This window comes from Paracoccus sp. MA (genome assembly GCF_020990385.1).
Classification (GTDB): domain Bacteria; phylum Pseudomonadota; class Alphaproteobacteria; order Rhodobacterales; family Rhodobacteraceae; genus Paracoccus.
In genome coordinates this window covers 746,154-762,262 of record NZ_CP087598.1, presented here as the reverse complement: position 1 = coordinate 762,262, position 16,109 = coordinate 746,154, and the positions used below count along the sequence as shown (strand labels likewise).

Here is a 16,109-nt window from a genome sequence, read left to right as displayed (position 1 = left end):
CTGAAGAGCCGGTTAACGCAGCCTCATTTCGTGCCGAACATGCGGTCGCCGGCATCGCCCAGGCCCGGCACGATATAGCCGTGATCGTCCAGCCGCTCGTCCAGCGCGGCGGTGACGATCGGCACGTCGGGATGGGCCTCGCGCATGCGCGCCACCCCCTCGGGCGAGGCGAGCAGGCACAAAAAGCGCAAGTTGCGCGCGCCCTCGGCCTTGAGCAGGTCGATGGCCGCGACCGACGAGTTCCCCGTCGCCAGCATCGGATCGACGACAATGGTCATGCGCGCATCCAACTCTCTGGGAACCTTGGAGTAATATTGCACCGGCTGCAGCGTCTCGGGGTCGCGGTAAAGCCCGATGAAACCGACGCGGGCGGCCGGGATCAGCTCAAGGATGCCGTCCATCAGCCCGTTGCCGGCCCGCAGGATCGAGATCAGCGCCAGCTTCTTGCCTTCCAGCGTCGGCGCCTCCATCTCGCAAAGCGGGGTCTCGATGCGGGTGGTGGTCATCTCCAGCTCGCGCGTGACCTCATAGGCCAGAAGCAGGCTGATTTCCCGCAGCAGGCGGCGGAAGCCGGCGGTCGAGGTCGTCTTGTCGCGCATCAGGGTCAGCTTGTGCTGCACCAGCGGGTGATCGACGACGGTCAGATGCGCTTGGGTCATGTCAGGTCCTTTCGCAGGCGGGTTCGGGTGGTCTGGTCGCAGAATGCCGCATCGGCGGCCCAAAGGTTCATCTGCCGGAATTCCGCCTCGGCCCAGCCGAAGGCATCGGCAAGGCGTTGATATTCCTGCGACAGGCTGGTGTGGAAGAAGGGCGGATCGTCGGTCGAGACGGTGACGCGCACGCCCGCCTCGGCCAGCCGCGCGATGGGATGGGCGGCCCAGTCCCGCACCAGTCCAAGCGCGATGTTCGAGCCCGGGCAGACCTCCAGCGTGATCTCGCGCTCGGCCAGGTCGCGGAGCAGCTGCGCATCCTCGACGGCGCGGATGCCGTGGCCGATGCGGCTGACGCCCAGCGCCAGCGCGTCGCGGATCGACTCGGGCCCGCGCCACTCGCCGGCATGGGCGGTCAGGCCCAGCCCGGCCTCGCGCGCGCAGTCGAAGGCCCAGGCGAAATCGCCAAGCTCGCCGGCATCCTCGGCGCCGCCGATGCCGAGCCCGGCAACCCAGCCGCCCGAGGTCTCGGCGGCGCAGATCGCGGTGCGCTTGGCGCGCTCGGCGCCGAAATGGCGGATGCAGGTCAGCACGGCGCGGCTGGCGATGCCGCCGCGCTCGGCCTCGGCCGCGGCCTCCTCCATGGCAGCGAGATAGTCGCGCCAGGCCGGCAGGTCCGCGCCGCCGCAGAACTCGGGCGAAACGAAAAGCTCGGCATAGATCACGCCCTGCTCGGCGCATTCCGCCAACACCTCGGACAGCAGCCGGGCATAGTCGCGCGGCGTGGTCAGAACCGAGGTCGCCGCCTCATAGACCCGCAGGAAGTCCTTGAAATCGCGATAGGCATAGGCGCCCTTCTCGTCGAAGATGCCGCCGATGTCGCGATGTTTCTCGGCCGCGAGCGTCCGGATGAAACCGGGCGGCGCCGCGCCTTCCAGATGCAGGTGCAGCTCGATCTTCTTCAGCGATTTCACAGGAACGACCTCCCCGGCCCGACCGGCGGCAGGCCGAGATGCGCGGCGACCGAGGCGGCGATATCGGCGAAACCGACCTGGCCGATGCCGCGCGCGCCATAACCCCAGCCCAGCACCGGCACGCGTTCGCGGGTGTGGTCGGTGCCGTGCCAGCTCGGGTCGTTGCCGTGGTCGGCGGTGAAGATCGCCAGATCCCCCGGCCGCAGGCGCGAAAGCAGCGCCCCCGCCACCCCGTCGAACCATTCCAGAGCCGCCGCATAGCCCGCCACGTCGCGGCGATGGCCGTAGAGGCTGTCGAATTCGACGAAATTGGCGAAGGTCAGGCTGCCCGGCTCGGCCGCGTCGGCAAGCGCCAGCAGATGGCCGGCCAGATCGGCATCGGACCTGCCCTTGTGCAGCCTGCCGATGCCGCGATGCGAGAAGATGTCGCCGATCTTGCCCACGGCATGGGTCGCCCGCCCCGCCTCTTGCGCCACGTCCAGAAGCGTCGGCGCCGGGGGGGCGATGGCATAGTCGCGGCGGTTGGGGGTGCGGGCGAAACTGCCCTCGGCGCCCAGGAAGGGCCGGGCGATGACGCGGCCCACGCGCATCGGGTGGACCAGGGCGGCCACCTTCTCGCAGAGCCGGTAAAGCCGGTCGAGGCCGAAGCCTTCCTCATGCGCGGCGATCTGCAAGACGCTGTCGGCCGAGGTGTAGCAGATCGGCCAGCCGCTGCGCAGATGCTCGGCCCCCAGCCGGGCGATGATCTCGGTCCCCGAGGCATGTTCGTTGCCGAGGATGCCCATGGTCCCCGCGGCTTCGGCGATGCGTTCGGTCAGCTCGGCGGGAAAGGCCGGGCGGGTGTTCGGGAAATAATGCCAGTCCCAGGGCACGGGAACGCCCGCGATCTCCCAATGGCCGGACGGGGTGTCCTTGCCGCGCGAAACCTCGGTCGCAGCACCCCAGAGCCCCTGCGGCCGGGCGCCAAGGCCCGGGGCCGCCTCGCCGCTGGCCAGCCGGATCGCGGCGCCCAGGCCCAGCGCGTCCAGATGCGGCATGTGCAGCGGCCGCGCCCGGGCGATATGGGCGACGGTATTGGCGCCGGTATCGGGCCGGCCGTCGTTGAAATAGGCGCCCGCGTCGGGCGCCCCGCCGATGCCCACCGAATCCATCACGATCAGGAAGGCGCGTCTGTCGGTCATGTTACCTCGCTGCGGATCAATGGGCCGGGCTCCGGCCCATCGCCCAGCAGATAGGCGGCCGCCACGGTGGCGGCTGCTGCCTCGGCCGCCGCCTCGGAGGCGGCATGGACCAGCGCCAGGGGACGACCCGGACCCGCCTCCTCGCCGATGCGGAGCAGTTCCGCAAGCCCCACCCGCGGGTCGATCCGGTCGCCCGCATGCAGCCGCCCGCCGCCAAGTGCAACCACGGCATGACCCAGTGCCTCGGTATCGATGGCCGCGACGCGGCCATGGCCGGGCACGGCGCGCACCACCGGCGCGGAGGGCAGGTGGTGGTCGGGATGCTCCAGCAGGTCGGCGGGCCCGCCCTGCGCCGCGACCATGCGGGCGAAACGCTCGGCCGCGGCGCCGCTCTCCAGCGCCCGCAAGGCGCGATCGGACAGGCCCCCAAGGTCGAGGCAAGCCGAGGACAGCGCCAGCGACAGCTCGCGCAGCGCGCCCTGTCCGCCCTTCAGGACCGCAATGGCCTCGCGCAGCTCCAGCGCATTGCCGGCGGCGCGGGCCAGCGGCTGGTCCATGTCGGTGACATAGGCGCGGGTGCGGCAACCGGCGCCCGTCGCGGTCTCGACCAGCGCGCGGGCCAGTCCCAGCGCCGCATCCGGTCCGCGCAGAAAGGCGCCGCTGCCCTGCTTGACGTCCAGCACCAGCGCATCGAGCCCCGCCGCCAGCTTCTTCGACAGGATCGAGGCGGTGATGAGGTCGACCGAGCCCACCGTCGCGCTTTCATCGCGGATCGCGTAAAGCCGCGCATCGGCCGGCGCAAGGTCGCGCCCGGCCGCGACGATGGCGCAGCCGACCCCGGCCACCACGCGGCGGAAATCGTCCTCGGACAGCGCGGTGCGGAGGCCGGGGATCGCCTCCAGCTTGTCCAGCGTGCCGCCGGTATGGCCGAGCCCCCGCCCCGAGATCATCGGGACATAGGCACCGCAGCTGGCCACCAGCGGAGCCAGGATCAGGCTGACCGCATCGCCGATGCCGCCGGTCGAATGCTTGTCCACCACCGGCCCCGGCAGGTCCCAGCGCAGCACATGGCCGGAATCGCGCATCGCCCGGGTCAGCGCCACCCGGCCGGATTCGTCCAGCCCGCGCAGCAGCACCGCCATGGCGAAGGCTGCGGCCTGCGCATCGCTGACCGAACCATCGGCCAGGCCGCGCGCGACCAGCGCCGCGCCCGCCGCGTCCAGCCCGCGCCCGTCGCGGACGGCGGCGATCACCGGACGCGGATCGGCAGGGCTCATTCGGTGCCCGACATGTGGCTGATGCCGAAGCGCCCCGGCAGCAGCTCGCCGATGGTGGTGGCCAGCTCGTGGCCCCGGGTCGTGGCCAGCAGCACCGGCGTCTCGGGGCGGCCGAACTCGGCCAGCTTCTGGCGGCAGCCGCCGCAGGGCGGCACCGGGCCCTGCGAGTCGGCGATGACGGCGACCTCGACGATCTCGGTCTCGCCCGCCGCGACCATGGCGGCGATGGCGCCGGCTTCGGCGCAGGTGCCCTCGGGATAGGCCACGTTCTCGACATTGCAGCCGGCATAGATCCGCCCCGAGGCCCCGCGCACCGCCGCGCCGACCTTGAAATTGGAATAGGGCGCATAGGCCCTTTCGCGCACCTCGCGCGCCGCATCCAGAAGCGCCATTGCCCCACCTTTCGCCTGCCACCCGACCGGATTGCGAGTTTGCGCGCCCGCCCATCGCGATGCAAGTCCGGCGCATCCCCGCCCCCGGCCGCGATGCCCCCTGTTCTCCGCCGAAAAAATAGTTTAACGCTGAACCATCTTGAGAGGAGAGGGTCTGGCGATGGAAGAACGCAGACAGGACAACGCCCGGCAGGCGGCATTGGATTATCACGAATTCCCGCGCCCGGGTAAGCTTGAGGTGCGCGCGACCAAGCCCCTTGCCAATGGCCGCGACCTGAGCCGCGCCTATTCGCCCGGCGTGGCGGAAGCCTGCCTGGAGATCAAGGCCGAACCCGCCACCGCCGCCCGCTATACCGCGCGCGGCAATCTGGTCGCCGTGGTCTCGAACGGCACCGCGGTGCTGGGGCTGGGCAATATCGGCGCGCTGGCCTCGAAGCCGGTGATGGAAGGCAAGGCGGTCCTGTTCAAGAAATTCGCCAATATCGACTGTTTCGATATCGAGCTGAACCAGCCCGACCCCGAGAAGCTGGCCGAGATCGTCTGCGCGATGGAGCCGACCTTCGGCGCCATCAACCTCGAGGACATCAAGGCCCCGGACTGCTTCATCGTCGAGAAGCTGTGCCGCGAGCGCATGAACATCCCGGTCTTTCACGACGACCAGCACGGCACCGCCATCGTCGTCGGCGCGGCGGCGACCAACGCGCTGCACATCGCCCACAAGCGGTTCGAGGACATCAAGGTCGTCTCGACGGGCGGCGGCGCGGCCGGCATCGCCTGCCTCAACATGCTGCTGAAGCTGGGCGTGAAGCGCGAGAACGTCTGGCTTTGCGACATCGCCGGCCTGGTCCATGAGGGCCGGACCGAGGAGATGACCCCGCAAAAGGCGGAATACGCGCAGAAATCCGACCTGCGCACGCTGGAGCAGGTGATCGAGGGCGCGGACCTGTTCCTGGGCCTGTCCGGCCCCGGCGTGCTCAAGCCCCATATGGTGGCCAAGATGGCCAAGCGCCCGATCATCTTCGCGCTGGCCAACCCAACGCCCGAGATCCTGCCCGAGGATGCGCGCGCCGTGGCGCCCGACGCCATCATCGCCACCGGCCGCAGCGACTATCCGAACCAGGTCAACAACGTCCTGTGCTTCCCCTTCATCTTTCGCGGCGCGCTGGACGTGGGCGCGACCACGATCAACGACGAGATGCAGCTGGCCTGCATCGAAGGCATCGCCGCGCTGGCCCGCGCCACCACCAGCGCCGAGGCGGCGATGGCCTATCGCGGCGAAAAGCTGAGCTTCGGCGCCGACTACCTGATCCCCAAGCCCTTCGATCCGCGGCTGATCGGCGTGGTCTCCACCGCCGTGGCCAAGGCCGCGATGGAGACCGGCGTCGCCACCCGGCCCCTGGACGACATCGCCGCCTACAAGCGCAAGCTGGACGGTTCGGTCTTCCGCTCGGCGCTGATGATGCGCCCGGTCTTCGAGGCCGCCGCCACCGCCAACCGCCGCATCGTCTTTGCCGAGGGCGAGGACGAGCGGGTGCTGCGCGCCGCCAATGCCATGCTCGAGGAAACCACCGATGCGCCCATCCTGATCGGCCGGCCCGAAGTGATCGAGATGCGCGCCGAGCGCGCCGGCCTGCCGATCCGCCCCGGCCGCGATTTCGAGATCGTGAACCCCGAAAACGACCCGCGCTATCGCGACTATTGGGGCACCTATCACGAGCTGATGGCCCGCCAGGGCGTCACGCCCGACATCGCCCGCGCCATCATGCGCACCAACACCACCGCCATCGGCGCGGTCATGGTACACCGGGGCGAGGCCGACAGCCTGATCTGCGGCACCTTCGGCCAATACAGCTGGCACCTGAACTATGTCACCCAGGTCCTGGCCCGCGACGGTCTGCGCCCGCATGGCGCGCTGTCGCTGATGATCCTGGAAGACGGGCCGCTGTTCATCGCCGACACGCAGGTCACCCATTCCCCCACCCCCGAGCAGGTGGCCGAGGCCGCCATCGGCGCCGCCCGCCATGTGCGCCGCTTCGGCGTAACGCCCAAGGTCGCGCTGTGCAGCCATTCGCAATTCGGCAACCTGGACACCGATTCCGGCCGCAAGATGCGCGCGGCGATGGAGATCCTGCATGCGCGTGGCGTCGATTTCATCTTCGACGGCGAAATGCACGTGGATTCGGCCCTGGACCCGGCGATCCGCGAGCGGCTGCTGCCGCATTCCCGGATCGAGGGCGCGGCCAACGTGCTGGTCTTCTCGGGCACCGACTCGGCCTCGGGGGTGCGCAACGCGCTGAAGCTCAAGGCCAACGGGCTCGAGGTCGGGCCCATCCTGATGGGCATGGGCAACCGCGCCCATATCGTCACCCCCTCGATCACCACCCGCGGCCTGCTGAACATGAGCGCGATCGCCGGCACGCCGGTCGATCACTATCGCTAGACGGCAGGGGAAGCTGCGCCCGGGCTCGCGGTGATTCTGCCGCGGCCCTGCGCGGCCGGCCTGATTTTGCAAAATGCCGCGGGGTTTTCAGCCCGACGCAAAGTCGCCGGCGATTTGCAAACTAATTCCCGCGAATGGCGCGGTATTCTGCAAAACTTTTTGTCGCACCCGCAGTTGTGGGCGTTAACATCCTTGCGCCCTGCCTTTCGGCGCGCATAACTCCGGCCCATTCATCCGGGGAGGAGTTGTTTCATGGGATATCGGGAGATCTATTCTGCCTGGCAGGCGGACCCTGAGGGTTTCTGGATGCGGGCAGCCGATGCCATCGACTGGGAGCGCAAGCCCTCGAAGGCGCTGTTCGACGACAAGGCCCCGATCTACGAATGGTTCTCGGACGGGATGGTGAATACCTGCTGGAACGCGGTGGACCGCCATGTGCTGGCCGGGCGCGGCGACCAGATCGCCATCCAGCATGAAAGCCCGATCACCCTTTCGACCAAGGGCATCACCTACAAGCAGCTGCAGGACCGCGTCGCCTCGCTGGCCGGGGCGCTGCGCATGCGCGGCGTCGAAAAGGGCGACCGCGTCATCATCTACATGCCGATGATCCCCGAGGCGCTGGAGGCGATGCTGGCCTGCGCCCGGCTCGGCGCCATCCATTCCGTGGTCTTCGGCGGCTTCGCCGCGAACGAATTGGCGGTGCGCATCGACGACTGCCAGCCCAAGGCGATCATCGCCGCCTCCTGCGGGCTCGAGCCGAACCGGGTGGTGCATTACAAGCCGCTCTTGGACGCCGCCATCGACATGGCCCAGCACAAGCCCGAATTCTGCGTGATCTTCCAGCGCGAGCAAGAGGTCGCCAAGCTGGTCGAGGGCCGCGATTTCAACTGGCACGGCTTCCAATACGGCGTGAAGCCCGCCGAATGCGTGCCGGTCGAGGGCAACCACCCGGCCTATATCCTCTACACTTCGGGCACCACCGGCCAGCCCAAGGGCGTGGTGCGCCACACCGCCGGCCATCTGGTGGCGCTGCAATGGTCGATGACGAATATCTACAACATCGCGGCCGGCGACCGCTTCTGGGCCGCCTCGGACGTGGGCTGGGTCGTCGGCCACAGCTATATCTGCTACGGGCCGCTGATCGCCGGCGCGACCACCGTGGTCTTCGAGGGCAAGCCCGTGGGCACGCCGCATCCGGGCGTGTTCTGGCGCATCATCCAGAACCACCGCATCAAGAGCTTCTTCACCGCACCGACCGCCCTGCGCGCCATCCGCCGCGAGGATCCGCAGGGGGAGTGGATCAAGCGCTACAAGCTGCACGACCTGCAAGCCCTGTTCCTGGCCGGCGAGCGCGCCGACCCCGACACGGTGAAATGGGCGCAGGAGCACCTGGGCGTGCCGGTGGTGGACCATTGGTGGCAGACCGAGACCGGCTGGGCCATCGCCGCCAATCCCATCGGCATCGAGACCCTGCCGACCAAGCTGGGCAGCCCTTCGGTGCCGATGCCCGGCTATGACGTGCAGGTGCTGGACGAGGCCGGCCATCCGGTGCCCGCAGGGACCTTGGGCGCCATCGCGGTCAAGCTGCCGCTGCCGCCCGGCACGCTGCCGGGGCTGTGGAATGCCGAAACCCGCTTCCGCAAATCCTATCTCGAGCATTTCCCCGGCTATTACGAGACGGGCGACGCCGGCTATATCGACGATGACGGCTATCTCTACATCATGGCGCGCACCGACGACGTGATCAACGTCGCCGGACACCGGCTGTCGACCGGCGCCATGGAAGAGGTGCTGGCCAGCCATCCCGCCGTCGCCGAATGCGCGGTGATCGGCGTGGCGGACAGTCTCAAGGGCCAGGCGCCGGTCGGGTTCCTGTGCCTGAAGGCCGGGATCGCGACGCCGCATGAGCAGGTGGCGCGCGAGGTGGTCAAGCTGGTGCGCGACAAGATCGGCCCGGTCGCGGCTTTCAAGTCGGCCTGCGTGGTGGACCGGCTGCCCAAGACCCGCTCGGGCAAGATCCTGCGCGCCACCATGGCCAAGATCGCCGACGGCGAACCGTTCAAGACCCCCGCCACCATCGACGACCCGGCGATCCTGGACGAGATCCGCGAGGCGCTGGCCGGGCTCGGCTATCCCGAGGCTGCCAAGGCGGGCTAGGCCGCTCCCGGCGGCCACGGCCGCATGGGTATTTAAGCAACAGAGAAAGACCACAGGCGGCGCCCCATCCGGCGCCGCTCTCCTTTTTTCTTTCTTGTCGCAGTATCCCCGGGGGTTGGCCATTGGTCCGCCATCGGTCCGAGGACCAATGGACAACGGGGCAGACAGCCCCCGGCCGCGACGGATCAGTCGATCCGGGCGCCGAGTTTTTGCATCAGCGGCAGGAAATCCGGGAAGGACGTGGCGATCGGGCCTCCGTCATCCACGCTGATCGGCTGCTCCGAGGCGAGGCCGGCGACCAGGAAGGACATGGCGATGCGGTGGTCGAGATGGCTGGCGCAGGTAGCGCCGCCTTTCAGCCCGCCCTTGCCGTGGACGGTCATGGTGTCGGGCGTATCCTCGACCTCGGCGCCATTGGCGCGCAGGCCGACCGCCATCGCGTCGATGCGGTCGCTTTCCTTGACGCGAAGCTCGTGGACACCCTGCATCATCGTCTTGCCCTCGGCAAAGCAGGCGATGACCGACAGGATGGGGAATTCGTCGATCATGCTGGCGGCGCGTTCCACGGGCACGGTCACGCCTTTCAGCGGGCCGTGGCGGACGACCAGGTCGGCGACCGGCTCGCCCCCCTCCTCGCGCTGGTTCTCGAAGCGGATGTCGGCGCCCATTTCCAGCAGCGTGACATAAAGCCCGTCGCGGGTCGGGTTGCGGCTGACGCCCGGCACGCGGATCTCGGATCCCGGCACGATCAGCGCCGCCGCCACCGGGAAGGCGGCGCTGGAGGGATCGCGCGGCACCGCCACCGGCTGCGGCTTCAGCTCCGGCCGACCCTTAAGGGTGATGACATGGCCCTCGTCGGTCGTCTCGGTGCGGATGCTGGCGCCGAAGCCGGCGAGCATGCGCTCGGTATGGTCGCGGGTCGGTTCGGATTCGATCACCACCGTCTCGCCCGGCGCGTTCAGGCCCGCCAGCAGCACGGCCGACTTGATCTGCGCCGAGGCCACGGGAGTCTTGTAGCGCACCGGCACCGGATCGGCCGCGCCCTTGATCGTCACCGGCAGCCGCTTGCCCTCGCGCGCCGTGACCTCGCAGCCGAACAGTTCCAGCGGGTCGGTAACCCGGCCCATCGGGCGGCGCGACAGGCTGGCATCGCCGGTGAAGGTGGCGGTAATGGGCGTCGTGGCCATGGCGCCCATGATCAGCCGCACGCCGGTGCCGGAATTGCCGCAGTCGATCACGCCCTCGGGCTCGGCAAAGCCGCCGACGCCGACGCCGTTGACCTTCCATTCGCCCTCGCCCAGCCGCTCGACCCGGGCGCCGAAGGCTCGCATCGCCGATGCCGTGTCCAGCACGTCCTGGCCTTCCAGCAGGCCGGTGATATGCGTCTCGCCCACCGACAGCGCACCGAGGATCAGGGCGCGGTGGCTGATCGACTTGTCGCCCGGCACCTTGGCCTCGCCCGACAGGGGACCCGAGCGGCGGGCGGTCATCGGAAGCGGTTCGGCGGAATGTGACATGAAGGCCCCCTCGTGCTTGTCGCGCAAGGTGATAGCGGTCACGGGCGGGGGTTGCAATCGGTGGCGATCAACGCCGCTTCAGCCCCCGCGGCGGAAGGTGACGTAATGCGGCGCCCGGCCCTCGCGCAGCGCCTTCTGCTCATAGCGGGTGCTGGGCCAGTCGTCCCAAGGCTCCGGGCCTTCCCCGATCAGCTGGAACCCGGCCTGCGGCACCTCCTCCAGCGTCTGGCGGACGTAATCGGGGATGTCGGTGGCGACGCGGAATTCGGCGCCCGGCTTCATGACGCGGGCGAGCGGGATCAGATGCTCGGGCGTCACGAAGCGGCGGCGGTGATGGCGCGCCTTGGGCCAGGGGTCGGGATAGTTCAGGAACGCCTTGCTGATCGAGGCGTCGGGCAGCACGTCCATCAGGTCGCGCGCATCGCCGGGATGCACACTGACATTCTGCACGCCGGCATTGCGGATCTTGCCCAAGAGCATGGCGACACCGTTGATGAAGGGCTCGCAGCCGATGATGCCGATCTCGGGATAGCGTGCCGCCATGTGCACCATATGCTCGCCGCCGCCGAAGCCGACCTCCAGCCAGACCGGCCGGTCGTCGCCGAAGATCGCCGCCGGGTCGATGGGCTTCCTCTCGGGGTTCTCGGCGAAGGTGATGCCGCGCGGGCGCAGCTCGCCCAGATCTTCGGAAAGATAGCCCTTTTGCGACTGGCGCAGGGTCTTGCCGTGGCGGCGGCCGTAGAAATTGCGACGCGGAGGGTTCGGATCGAATTCACTCATGCCCGCGCCCATGCCTCGGGCGCGGGGCAAGGTCAAGTCATTCCGCAGCCAGGCGCGAGATCACCACCGTCACCTCGGGCTTCTTGCCGATCTCCTCCATCGACACTTGCCGGGTGATCTTGCGGATCGCCTCCTCCAGCCGGTCGTCGTCCATCACCGTGCGGTCGTCGGCGCGTTCCAGGAACTCGGCCAGCTCGGCCTCGATATTGCGGGCCAGCGGCACGCCGGCGCGACCCTTCTCGGGCAGGCCCGAGAGTTCCACCCAGGCGTCGGGCAGCGGCGTATCGTCCTCGTCGATGATGACCGAGACCATGGCATGGCCGTTCAGCGCCATGCGGATGCGGTCGCGCACCACCCCGTCCATGGCGCCGATCAGCACCGTGCCGTCGAGATAAATCCGCCCGGTGTCGATCTGGTCCACCACCCGCGGCGCCTCGCCCGACAGGTCCAGCATGGTGCCGTTGGTCGCCACCACGGAATGAATGCCCCGCGCCTCGGCCAGCTTGGCATGTTCGCGCAGATGCATGTGCTCGCCATGCATCGGGATGACGATCTGCGGCTTCAGCAGGTCGTGCACCGCCTCGATATCCGGACGGTTGGCATGGCCCGAGACGTGATAGAGCCCGTCATCGGCGTCATGCAGGTCCACGCCCATTTCCGAGAGCGCATTCATGATGCGGATCACCCCGCGCTCATTGCCGGGGATGGTGCGCGAACTGAACAGGAAACTGTCCCCGTCCTTCAGCTGGATGCCCAGATAGCGGCCGCGCGAGAGCTGGGCGCTGGCGGCGCGGCGCTCGCCCTGGCTGCCGGTGACGATCAGCATCACCTTGTCGCGCGGCAGCTCCGAGGCTTCCTCGGGGCTGATGACCGGGGGGAAACTGGTCAGGATGCCGGTCTCGACCGCGACGGTCACCATGCGGCGCATGGCCCGGCCCAGAAGGCAGATCTTGCGGCCGGCGGCGATGCCGGCCTCGGCCAGCGTCTTGAGCCGGGCGATGTTGCTGGCGAAGGTCGTCGCCACCACCAGCTGCCGCTGCGCCATGACGAAATCCAGCAGCGGATTGGCCAGCACCGCCTCGGACCGGCCGGGATGGGGCGAGAAGACATTGGTGGAATCGCAGGTCAGGACCTTGATCCCCTGCCCCTCGTTGGCGATGTCGTGCCACAGGATCGGGTCGAAGGCCTCGCCCACCACCGGGGTGCCGTCCAGCTTGAAGTCGCCGGTATGCACGATCCGCCCCGCCGGCGTGTCGATGATCAGCGCCGAGCTTTCCGGGATCGAATGGCTGATCGGGACGAATTGCACCCGGAACGGGCCCACCGTCACCGCATCGGGACGCGGCGCGTGGATATGCAGCTGATCGACCGGCTGGCCGGCCTCCTCCAGCTTCAGCCGCGCCAGCGCGCCGGTGAAGCGGCGGCAATGCACCGGCTTTTGCAGCTTGGGCCAGAGCAGGCCAAGCGCGCCGACGTGATCCTCGTGCCCATGGGTGATGAAGATGGCGTCGATGCGGTCGCGATTGGCTTCCAGCCAGGCGACATCGGCCATGATCAGGTCGATGCCGGGCGAAGAATCCATGTCGCCGAAGGTCACGCCCAGATCGACGACGATCAGCCGTTCGCGCCCCGGCTGGCCATAGCCGTAGACATAGGCGTTCATGCCGATTTCGCCCGCGCCGCCCAGCGGCAGATAGATCAGGCGCTCAGCCATTGCCCATCTCCTTGTTGTAATCGTGGATCAGGCGCAGGCCGTGCATGGTCAGATCGTCCTCGATCGCGTCAAACAAATCAAATCCCTGGTCGAACAGCGGCGCCAGCCCGCCCGTAGCGATAACCTTCATCGGCCGGCCGCGTTCCTCGCGGATCTTGTCCACCACGCCCTGCACCAGGCCGATATAGCCCCAGAAGATGCCCGACTGGATGCAGGACACCGTATTGGTGCCGATCACCTTGGCCGGCATGGTCACATCGACATGCGGCAGGCTGGCCGCGCCCATATGCAGCGCCTCCAGCGACAGGTTCACCCCCGGCGCAATGACGCCGCCGACATAGGCGCCGTCGGTATCCACCACGTCGAAGGTGGTCGCGGTGCCGAAATCGACCACGATCAGGTCAGGCCCGTGCCGCTGGAACGCCCCCCAGGTGTTCACCAGCCGGTCGGGACCGACCACGGTGCCGAAATCCACCCGCGGCGCCACCGGCAGCAGGCAGTCGGGCTTGCCGACCACCAGCGGGCGGGTGTCGAAATAGCGGTTGCAGAGCACGCGCAGGTTGAACACCACCCGCGGCGCGGTCGAGCTGATGATGCAGGCATCAATGCTCAGCTCCAGCTTCTGCAGCGAGATCAGCGTGGACAGCCAGACGAAATATTCGTCCGCCGTGCGGCGATGGTCGGTCGAGATGCGCCAGAGGCCCACGAATTTCTCGCCGTCCCAGACCGAGAAGACCGTGTTGGTGTTGCCGGTGTCGATGCAAAGCAGCATGGGCTAGGCTCCGAAATAGACGTCGGCGGCGGGAATGACCTGCCGCCCCGCCGGGCCGCGCAGGATCAGCGCGCCGCTGTCGTCGATCCCCTCGAAGATGCCGTGGCTCTCGGTCGCGCCGGTGCGGGCGGTGATCGGCTCGCCCAGCCGGGCGGCGCGGGCCAGCCAGGCGTTGCGGATCGGCGCAAAGCCATAGATGTCCAGCTGCGCCTGCCAGCGCGCGAAGGCCGGCGCCAGCAGGTCCAGGAAATCCTCGGGATCGACGACATGGCCGGTCTCGCCCAGGACCGAGACCGGGGGCGTCGCGCCCGGCTCGACCGCCGCCGCATCCGGCGCGGCGGCCAGGTTGACGCCGATGCCGACCGCGACGGCCTGCACGCCCGGACCCGAGCCCGCGCTTTCCAGCAAGATGCCCGCCACCTTGCCGCCGTTCAGCAGCACGTCGTTCGGCCATTTGATCGCCAGCCGGACCGAGGGGCCGCAGGCATCGCCAAGCGCGTCGTAAAGCGCCAGCGCCGCCACGAAGGACAGCTGCGCGGCGGCCAGCGCCCCGCCCTGCGGCCGGACCACCAGCGTCCCGGCGAAATTCCCGGCCGGCATCACCCAGTCCCGACCGCGACGGCCGCGGCCCGCGAATTGCTCGCGGGCCATCACCCAGGCCGGCCCCGAAAGGCCGGGCGCCAGCCGCAACGCCTCGGCATTGGTGCTGTCGGCGCGGGCCAGCACATGGCGGGCCACGCCTTCGGGCCAGGCGTCACTCACCTTGCGCGGGCTCGGCTTGCGCGGATTCGGCCGGCTGTTCGGCCGCGGCGACCGGGCCGACCAGAGTCTCGGCGGCGCGGCCGGCGGCGGCATCGACGCCGAACATGCTGATCGCACCCACCAGCATGGCCAGCGCCGGCAGCATCAGCGCCAGATATTGCACCGCACCCATGCGCGAGGTCATGCCTTCGGTCTCGGCGCCGAAATACATGTAATAGACGATGCGCAGGTAATAGAAGGCGCCGATGACCGAGGCGATCACGCCCAGCACCGCCAGCCAGCCCATGCCGGCATCGACCGCCGCCGTCAGCACGCCGAACTTGGCGAAGAAGCCCAGCGTCGGCGGCACGCCGGCAAGGCTGAACATCAGCACCAGCATGGCCAGCGCCTTGACCGGATCGGTCCAGGCGAACCGGTTCAGCGCGGTCAGATCGGTGACCGGCACGCCGTCGCGCTCCATCGACAGGATGAAGGCGAAGGTGCCGATGTTCATCACCGCATAGATGGTCATGTAAAGCAGCATGGTCTGCACGCCGATGGCGGTGCCGGCGGCAAGGCCGACCAGCGCGAAGCCCATATGCGCGATCGAGGAATAGGCCATCAGCCGCTTGATGTTGGTCTGGCCGATCCCGGCGATCGAGCCCAGGAACATCGACATCACCGCCAGCGCCGCGACGATCTGGCTCCAGTCGCCGATGACATGGCCGAAGGCGTCGAAGACCAGCCGCGCGATCAGCGCCATGGCCGCGACCTTGGGCGCGGTGGCGAAGAAGGCGGTCACCGGCGTCGGCGAGCCCTCATAGACGTCCGGGGTCCACATGTGGAAGGGCACGGCCGAGACCTTGAACGACAGGCCCACCAGCATGAACACCAGCCCGAACAGCACGCCCAGCGACAGGTGGCCGCCCTGGATGGTCGAGATGATGCCCTCGAATCCGGTGGTCCCGGCAAAGCCGTAGACCAGCGAGGCGCCATAGAGCAGCAGGCCCGAGGAAAGCGAACCGAGGACGAAATATTTCAGCCCCGCCTCGGACGAGCGCACCGAGTCGCGGCGCATGGCGGCGACGACGTAAAGCGCCAGCGATTGCAGCTCCAGCCCCATGTAGAGGGTCAAGAGGTCGCCGGCCGAGACCATGAACATCATGCCCAGCACCGCCAGCGCGACGATGATCGGGAACTCGAAGCGCAGCATGTTGCGGCGCTGCATGTAATCGGCGCTCATCGCCAGCACCCCGGCGGCGGCGACCAGCGTCACCACCTTGGCAAAGCGCGAGAAGCCATCGTCGATGAACATGCCGTGGAAGGCGGTGCCGTCGACATGGTTGCCCAGGCCCACCATGGCCGCGACGATCAGGAAGGCCGCGACCGTGACCCAGAGCAGCGTGCGCGCCAGCCTGTCCTTGCCGAGATAGGCCCCTGCCATCAGCGCGGCGAGGGCGTAACCGGCCAGCACCACCTCGGGCAGAATGGTCGAGAAATCGAGCGAGGTCATA

13 protein-coding genes are annotated in these 16,109 nt (G+C 68.6%); 2 read left to right on the top strand and 11 right to left on the bottom strand.

Going from position 1 to position 16,109, the window contains the following annotated elements:
* Positions 1–23 precede the first annotated feature (23 nt).
* Genes upp through LOS78_RS10845 form a run of 5 tightly spaced genes read right to left on the bottom strand, consistent with a single transcriptional unit; the run spans position 24 to position 4,474 of the window.
* On the bottom strand, positions 24–659 hold the full coding sequence (gene upp / locus LOS78_RS10865; protein WP_028711962.1) for a uracil phosphoribosyltransferase: 636 nt from the start codon (positions 657–659) through the stop codon (positions 24–26).
* Positions 656–1,624, bottom strand: coding sequence for an adenosine deaminase (locus tag LOS78_RS10860; RefSeq protein WP_230378227.1), 969 nt, complete (start codon positions 1,622–1,624; stop codon positions 656–658). The genes upp and LOS78_RS10860 overlap by 4 nt, the downstream gene beginning before the upstream one ends.
* Positions 1,621–2,805: a phosphopentomutase gene (locus tag LOS78_RS10855; RefSeq protein WP_230378226.1), complete on the bottom strand. Its 1,185-nt coding sequence runs from the start codon at positions 2,803–2,805 to the stop codon at positions 1,621–1,623. The genes LOS78_RS10860 and LOS78_RS10855 overlap by 4 nt, the downstream gene beginning before the upstream one ends.
* Positions 2,802–4,082 (bottom strand): thymidine phosphorylase, encoded by a 1,281-nt coding sequence (locus LOS78_RS10850; protein WP_230378225.1) that lies wholly within the window; start codon positions 4,080–4,082, stop codon positions 2,802–2,804. The genes LOS78_RS10855 and LOS78_RS10850 overlap by 4 nt, the downstream gene beginning before the upstream one ends.
* Complete coding sequence (locus LOS78_RS10845) at positions 4,079–4,474, bottom strand: cytidine deaminase (RefSeq protein WP_011748510.1); 396 nt, start codon at positions 4,472–4,474, stop codon at positions 4,079–4,081. The genes LOS78_RS10850 and LOS78_RS10845 overlap by 4 nt, the downstream gene beginning before the upstream one ends.
* A 160-nt stretch (positions 4,475–4,634) precedes the next feature.
* Here LOS78_RS10845 and LOS78_RS10840 point away from each other — a divergent pair, with 160 nt between their 5' ends.
* Entirely contained in the window at positions 4,635–6,914 is a 2,280-nt protein-coding gene (locus LOS78_RS10840) for an NADP-dependent malic enzyme (RefSeq protein ID WP_230378224.1), read from the top strand.
* A gap of 252 nt (positions 6,915–7,166) precedes the next feature.
* On the top strand, positions 7,167–9,071 hold the full coding sequence (locus LOS78_RS10835) for a propionyl-CoA synthetase (RefSeq protein ID WP_230378223.1): 1,905 nt from the start codon (positions 7,167–7,169) through the stop codon (positions 9,069–9,071).
* 185 nt (positions 9,072–9,256) lie between these two features.
* Here the strand turns inward: LOS78_RS10835 and aroA are convergent, their stop codons facing one another.
* The 6 genes from aroA to nuoN all read right to left on the bottom strand — a co-directional run bounded on the left by aroA (position 9,257) and on the right by nuoN (position 16,108).
* Complete coding sequence (gene aroA / locus LOS78_RS10830; RefSeq protein WP_230378222.1) at positions 9,257–10,588, bottom strand: 3-phosphoshikimate 1-carboxyvinyltransferase; 1,332 nt, start codon at positions 10,586–10,588, stop codon at positions 9,257–9,259.
* Positions 10,589–10,666: 78 nt separating this feature from the next.
* On the bottom strand, positions 10,667–11,368 hold the full coding sequence (trmB, locus tag LOS78_RS10825; RefSeq protein ID WP_230378221.1) for a tRNA (guanosine(46)-N7)-methyltransferase TrmB: 702 nt from the start codon (positions 11,366–11,368) through the stop codon (positions 10,667–10,669).
* A gap of 37 nt (positions 11,369–11,405) precedes the next feature.
* Positions 11,406–13,082, bottom strand: a complete 1,677-nt coding sequence (locus LOS78_RS10820) for a ribonuclease J (RefSeq protein WP_028711954.1) — start codon at positions 13,080–13,082, stop codon at positions 11,406–11,408.
* Positions 13,075–13,854, bottom strand: coding sequence for a type III pantothenate kinase (locus LOS78_RS10815; RefSeq protein ID WP_028711953.1), 780 nt, complete (start codon positions 13,852–13,854; stop codon positions 13,075–13,077). The genes LOS78_RS10820 and LOS78_RS10815 overlap by 8 nt, the downstream gene beginning before the upstream one ends.
* Positions 13,855–13,857: 3 nt before the next feature.
* A complete protein-coding gene (locus tag LOS78_RS10810) occupies positions 13,858–14,616 on the bottom strand; it encodes a biotin--[acetyl-CoA-carboxylase] ligase (RefSeq protein ID WP_028716145.1) in 759 nt (252 codons plus the stop codon).
* Complete coding sequence (gene nuoN / locus LOS78_RS10805; RefSeq protein WP_028711951.1) at positions 14,609–16,108, bottom strand: NADH-quinone oxidoreductase subunit NuoN; 1,500 nt, start codon at positions 16,106–16,108, stop codon at positions 14,609–14,611. The genes LOS78_RS10810 and nuoN overlap by 8 nt, the downstream gene beginning before the upstream one ends.
* Position 16,109 lies beyond the last annotated feature (1 nt).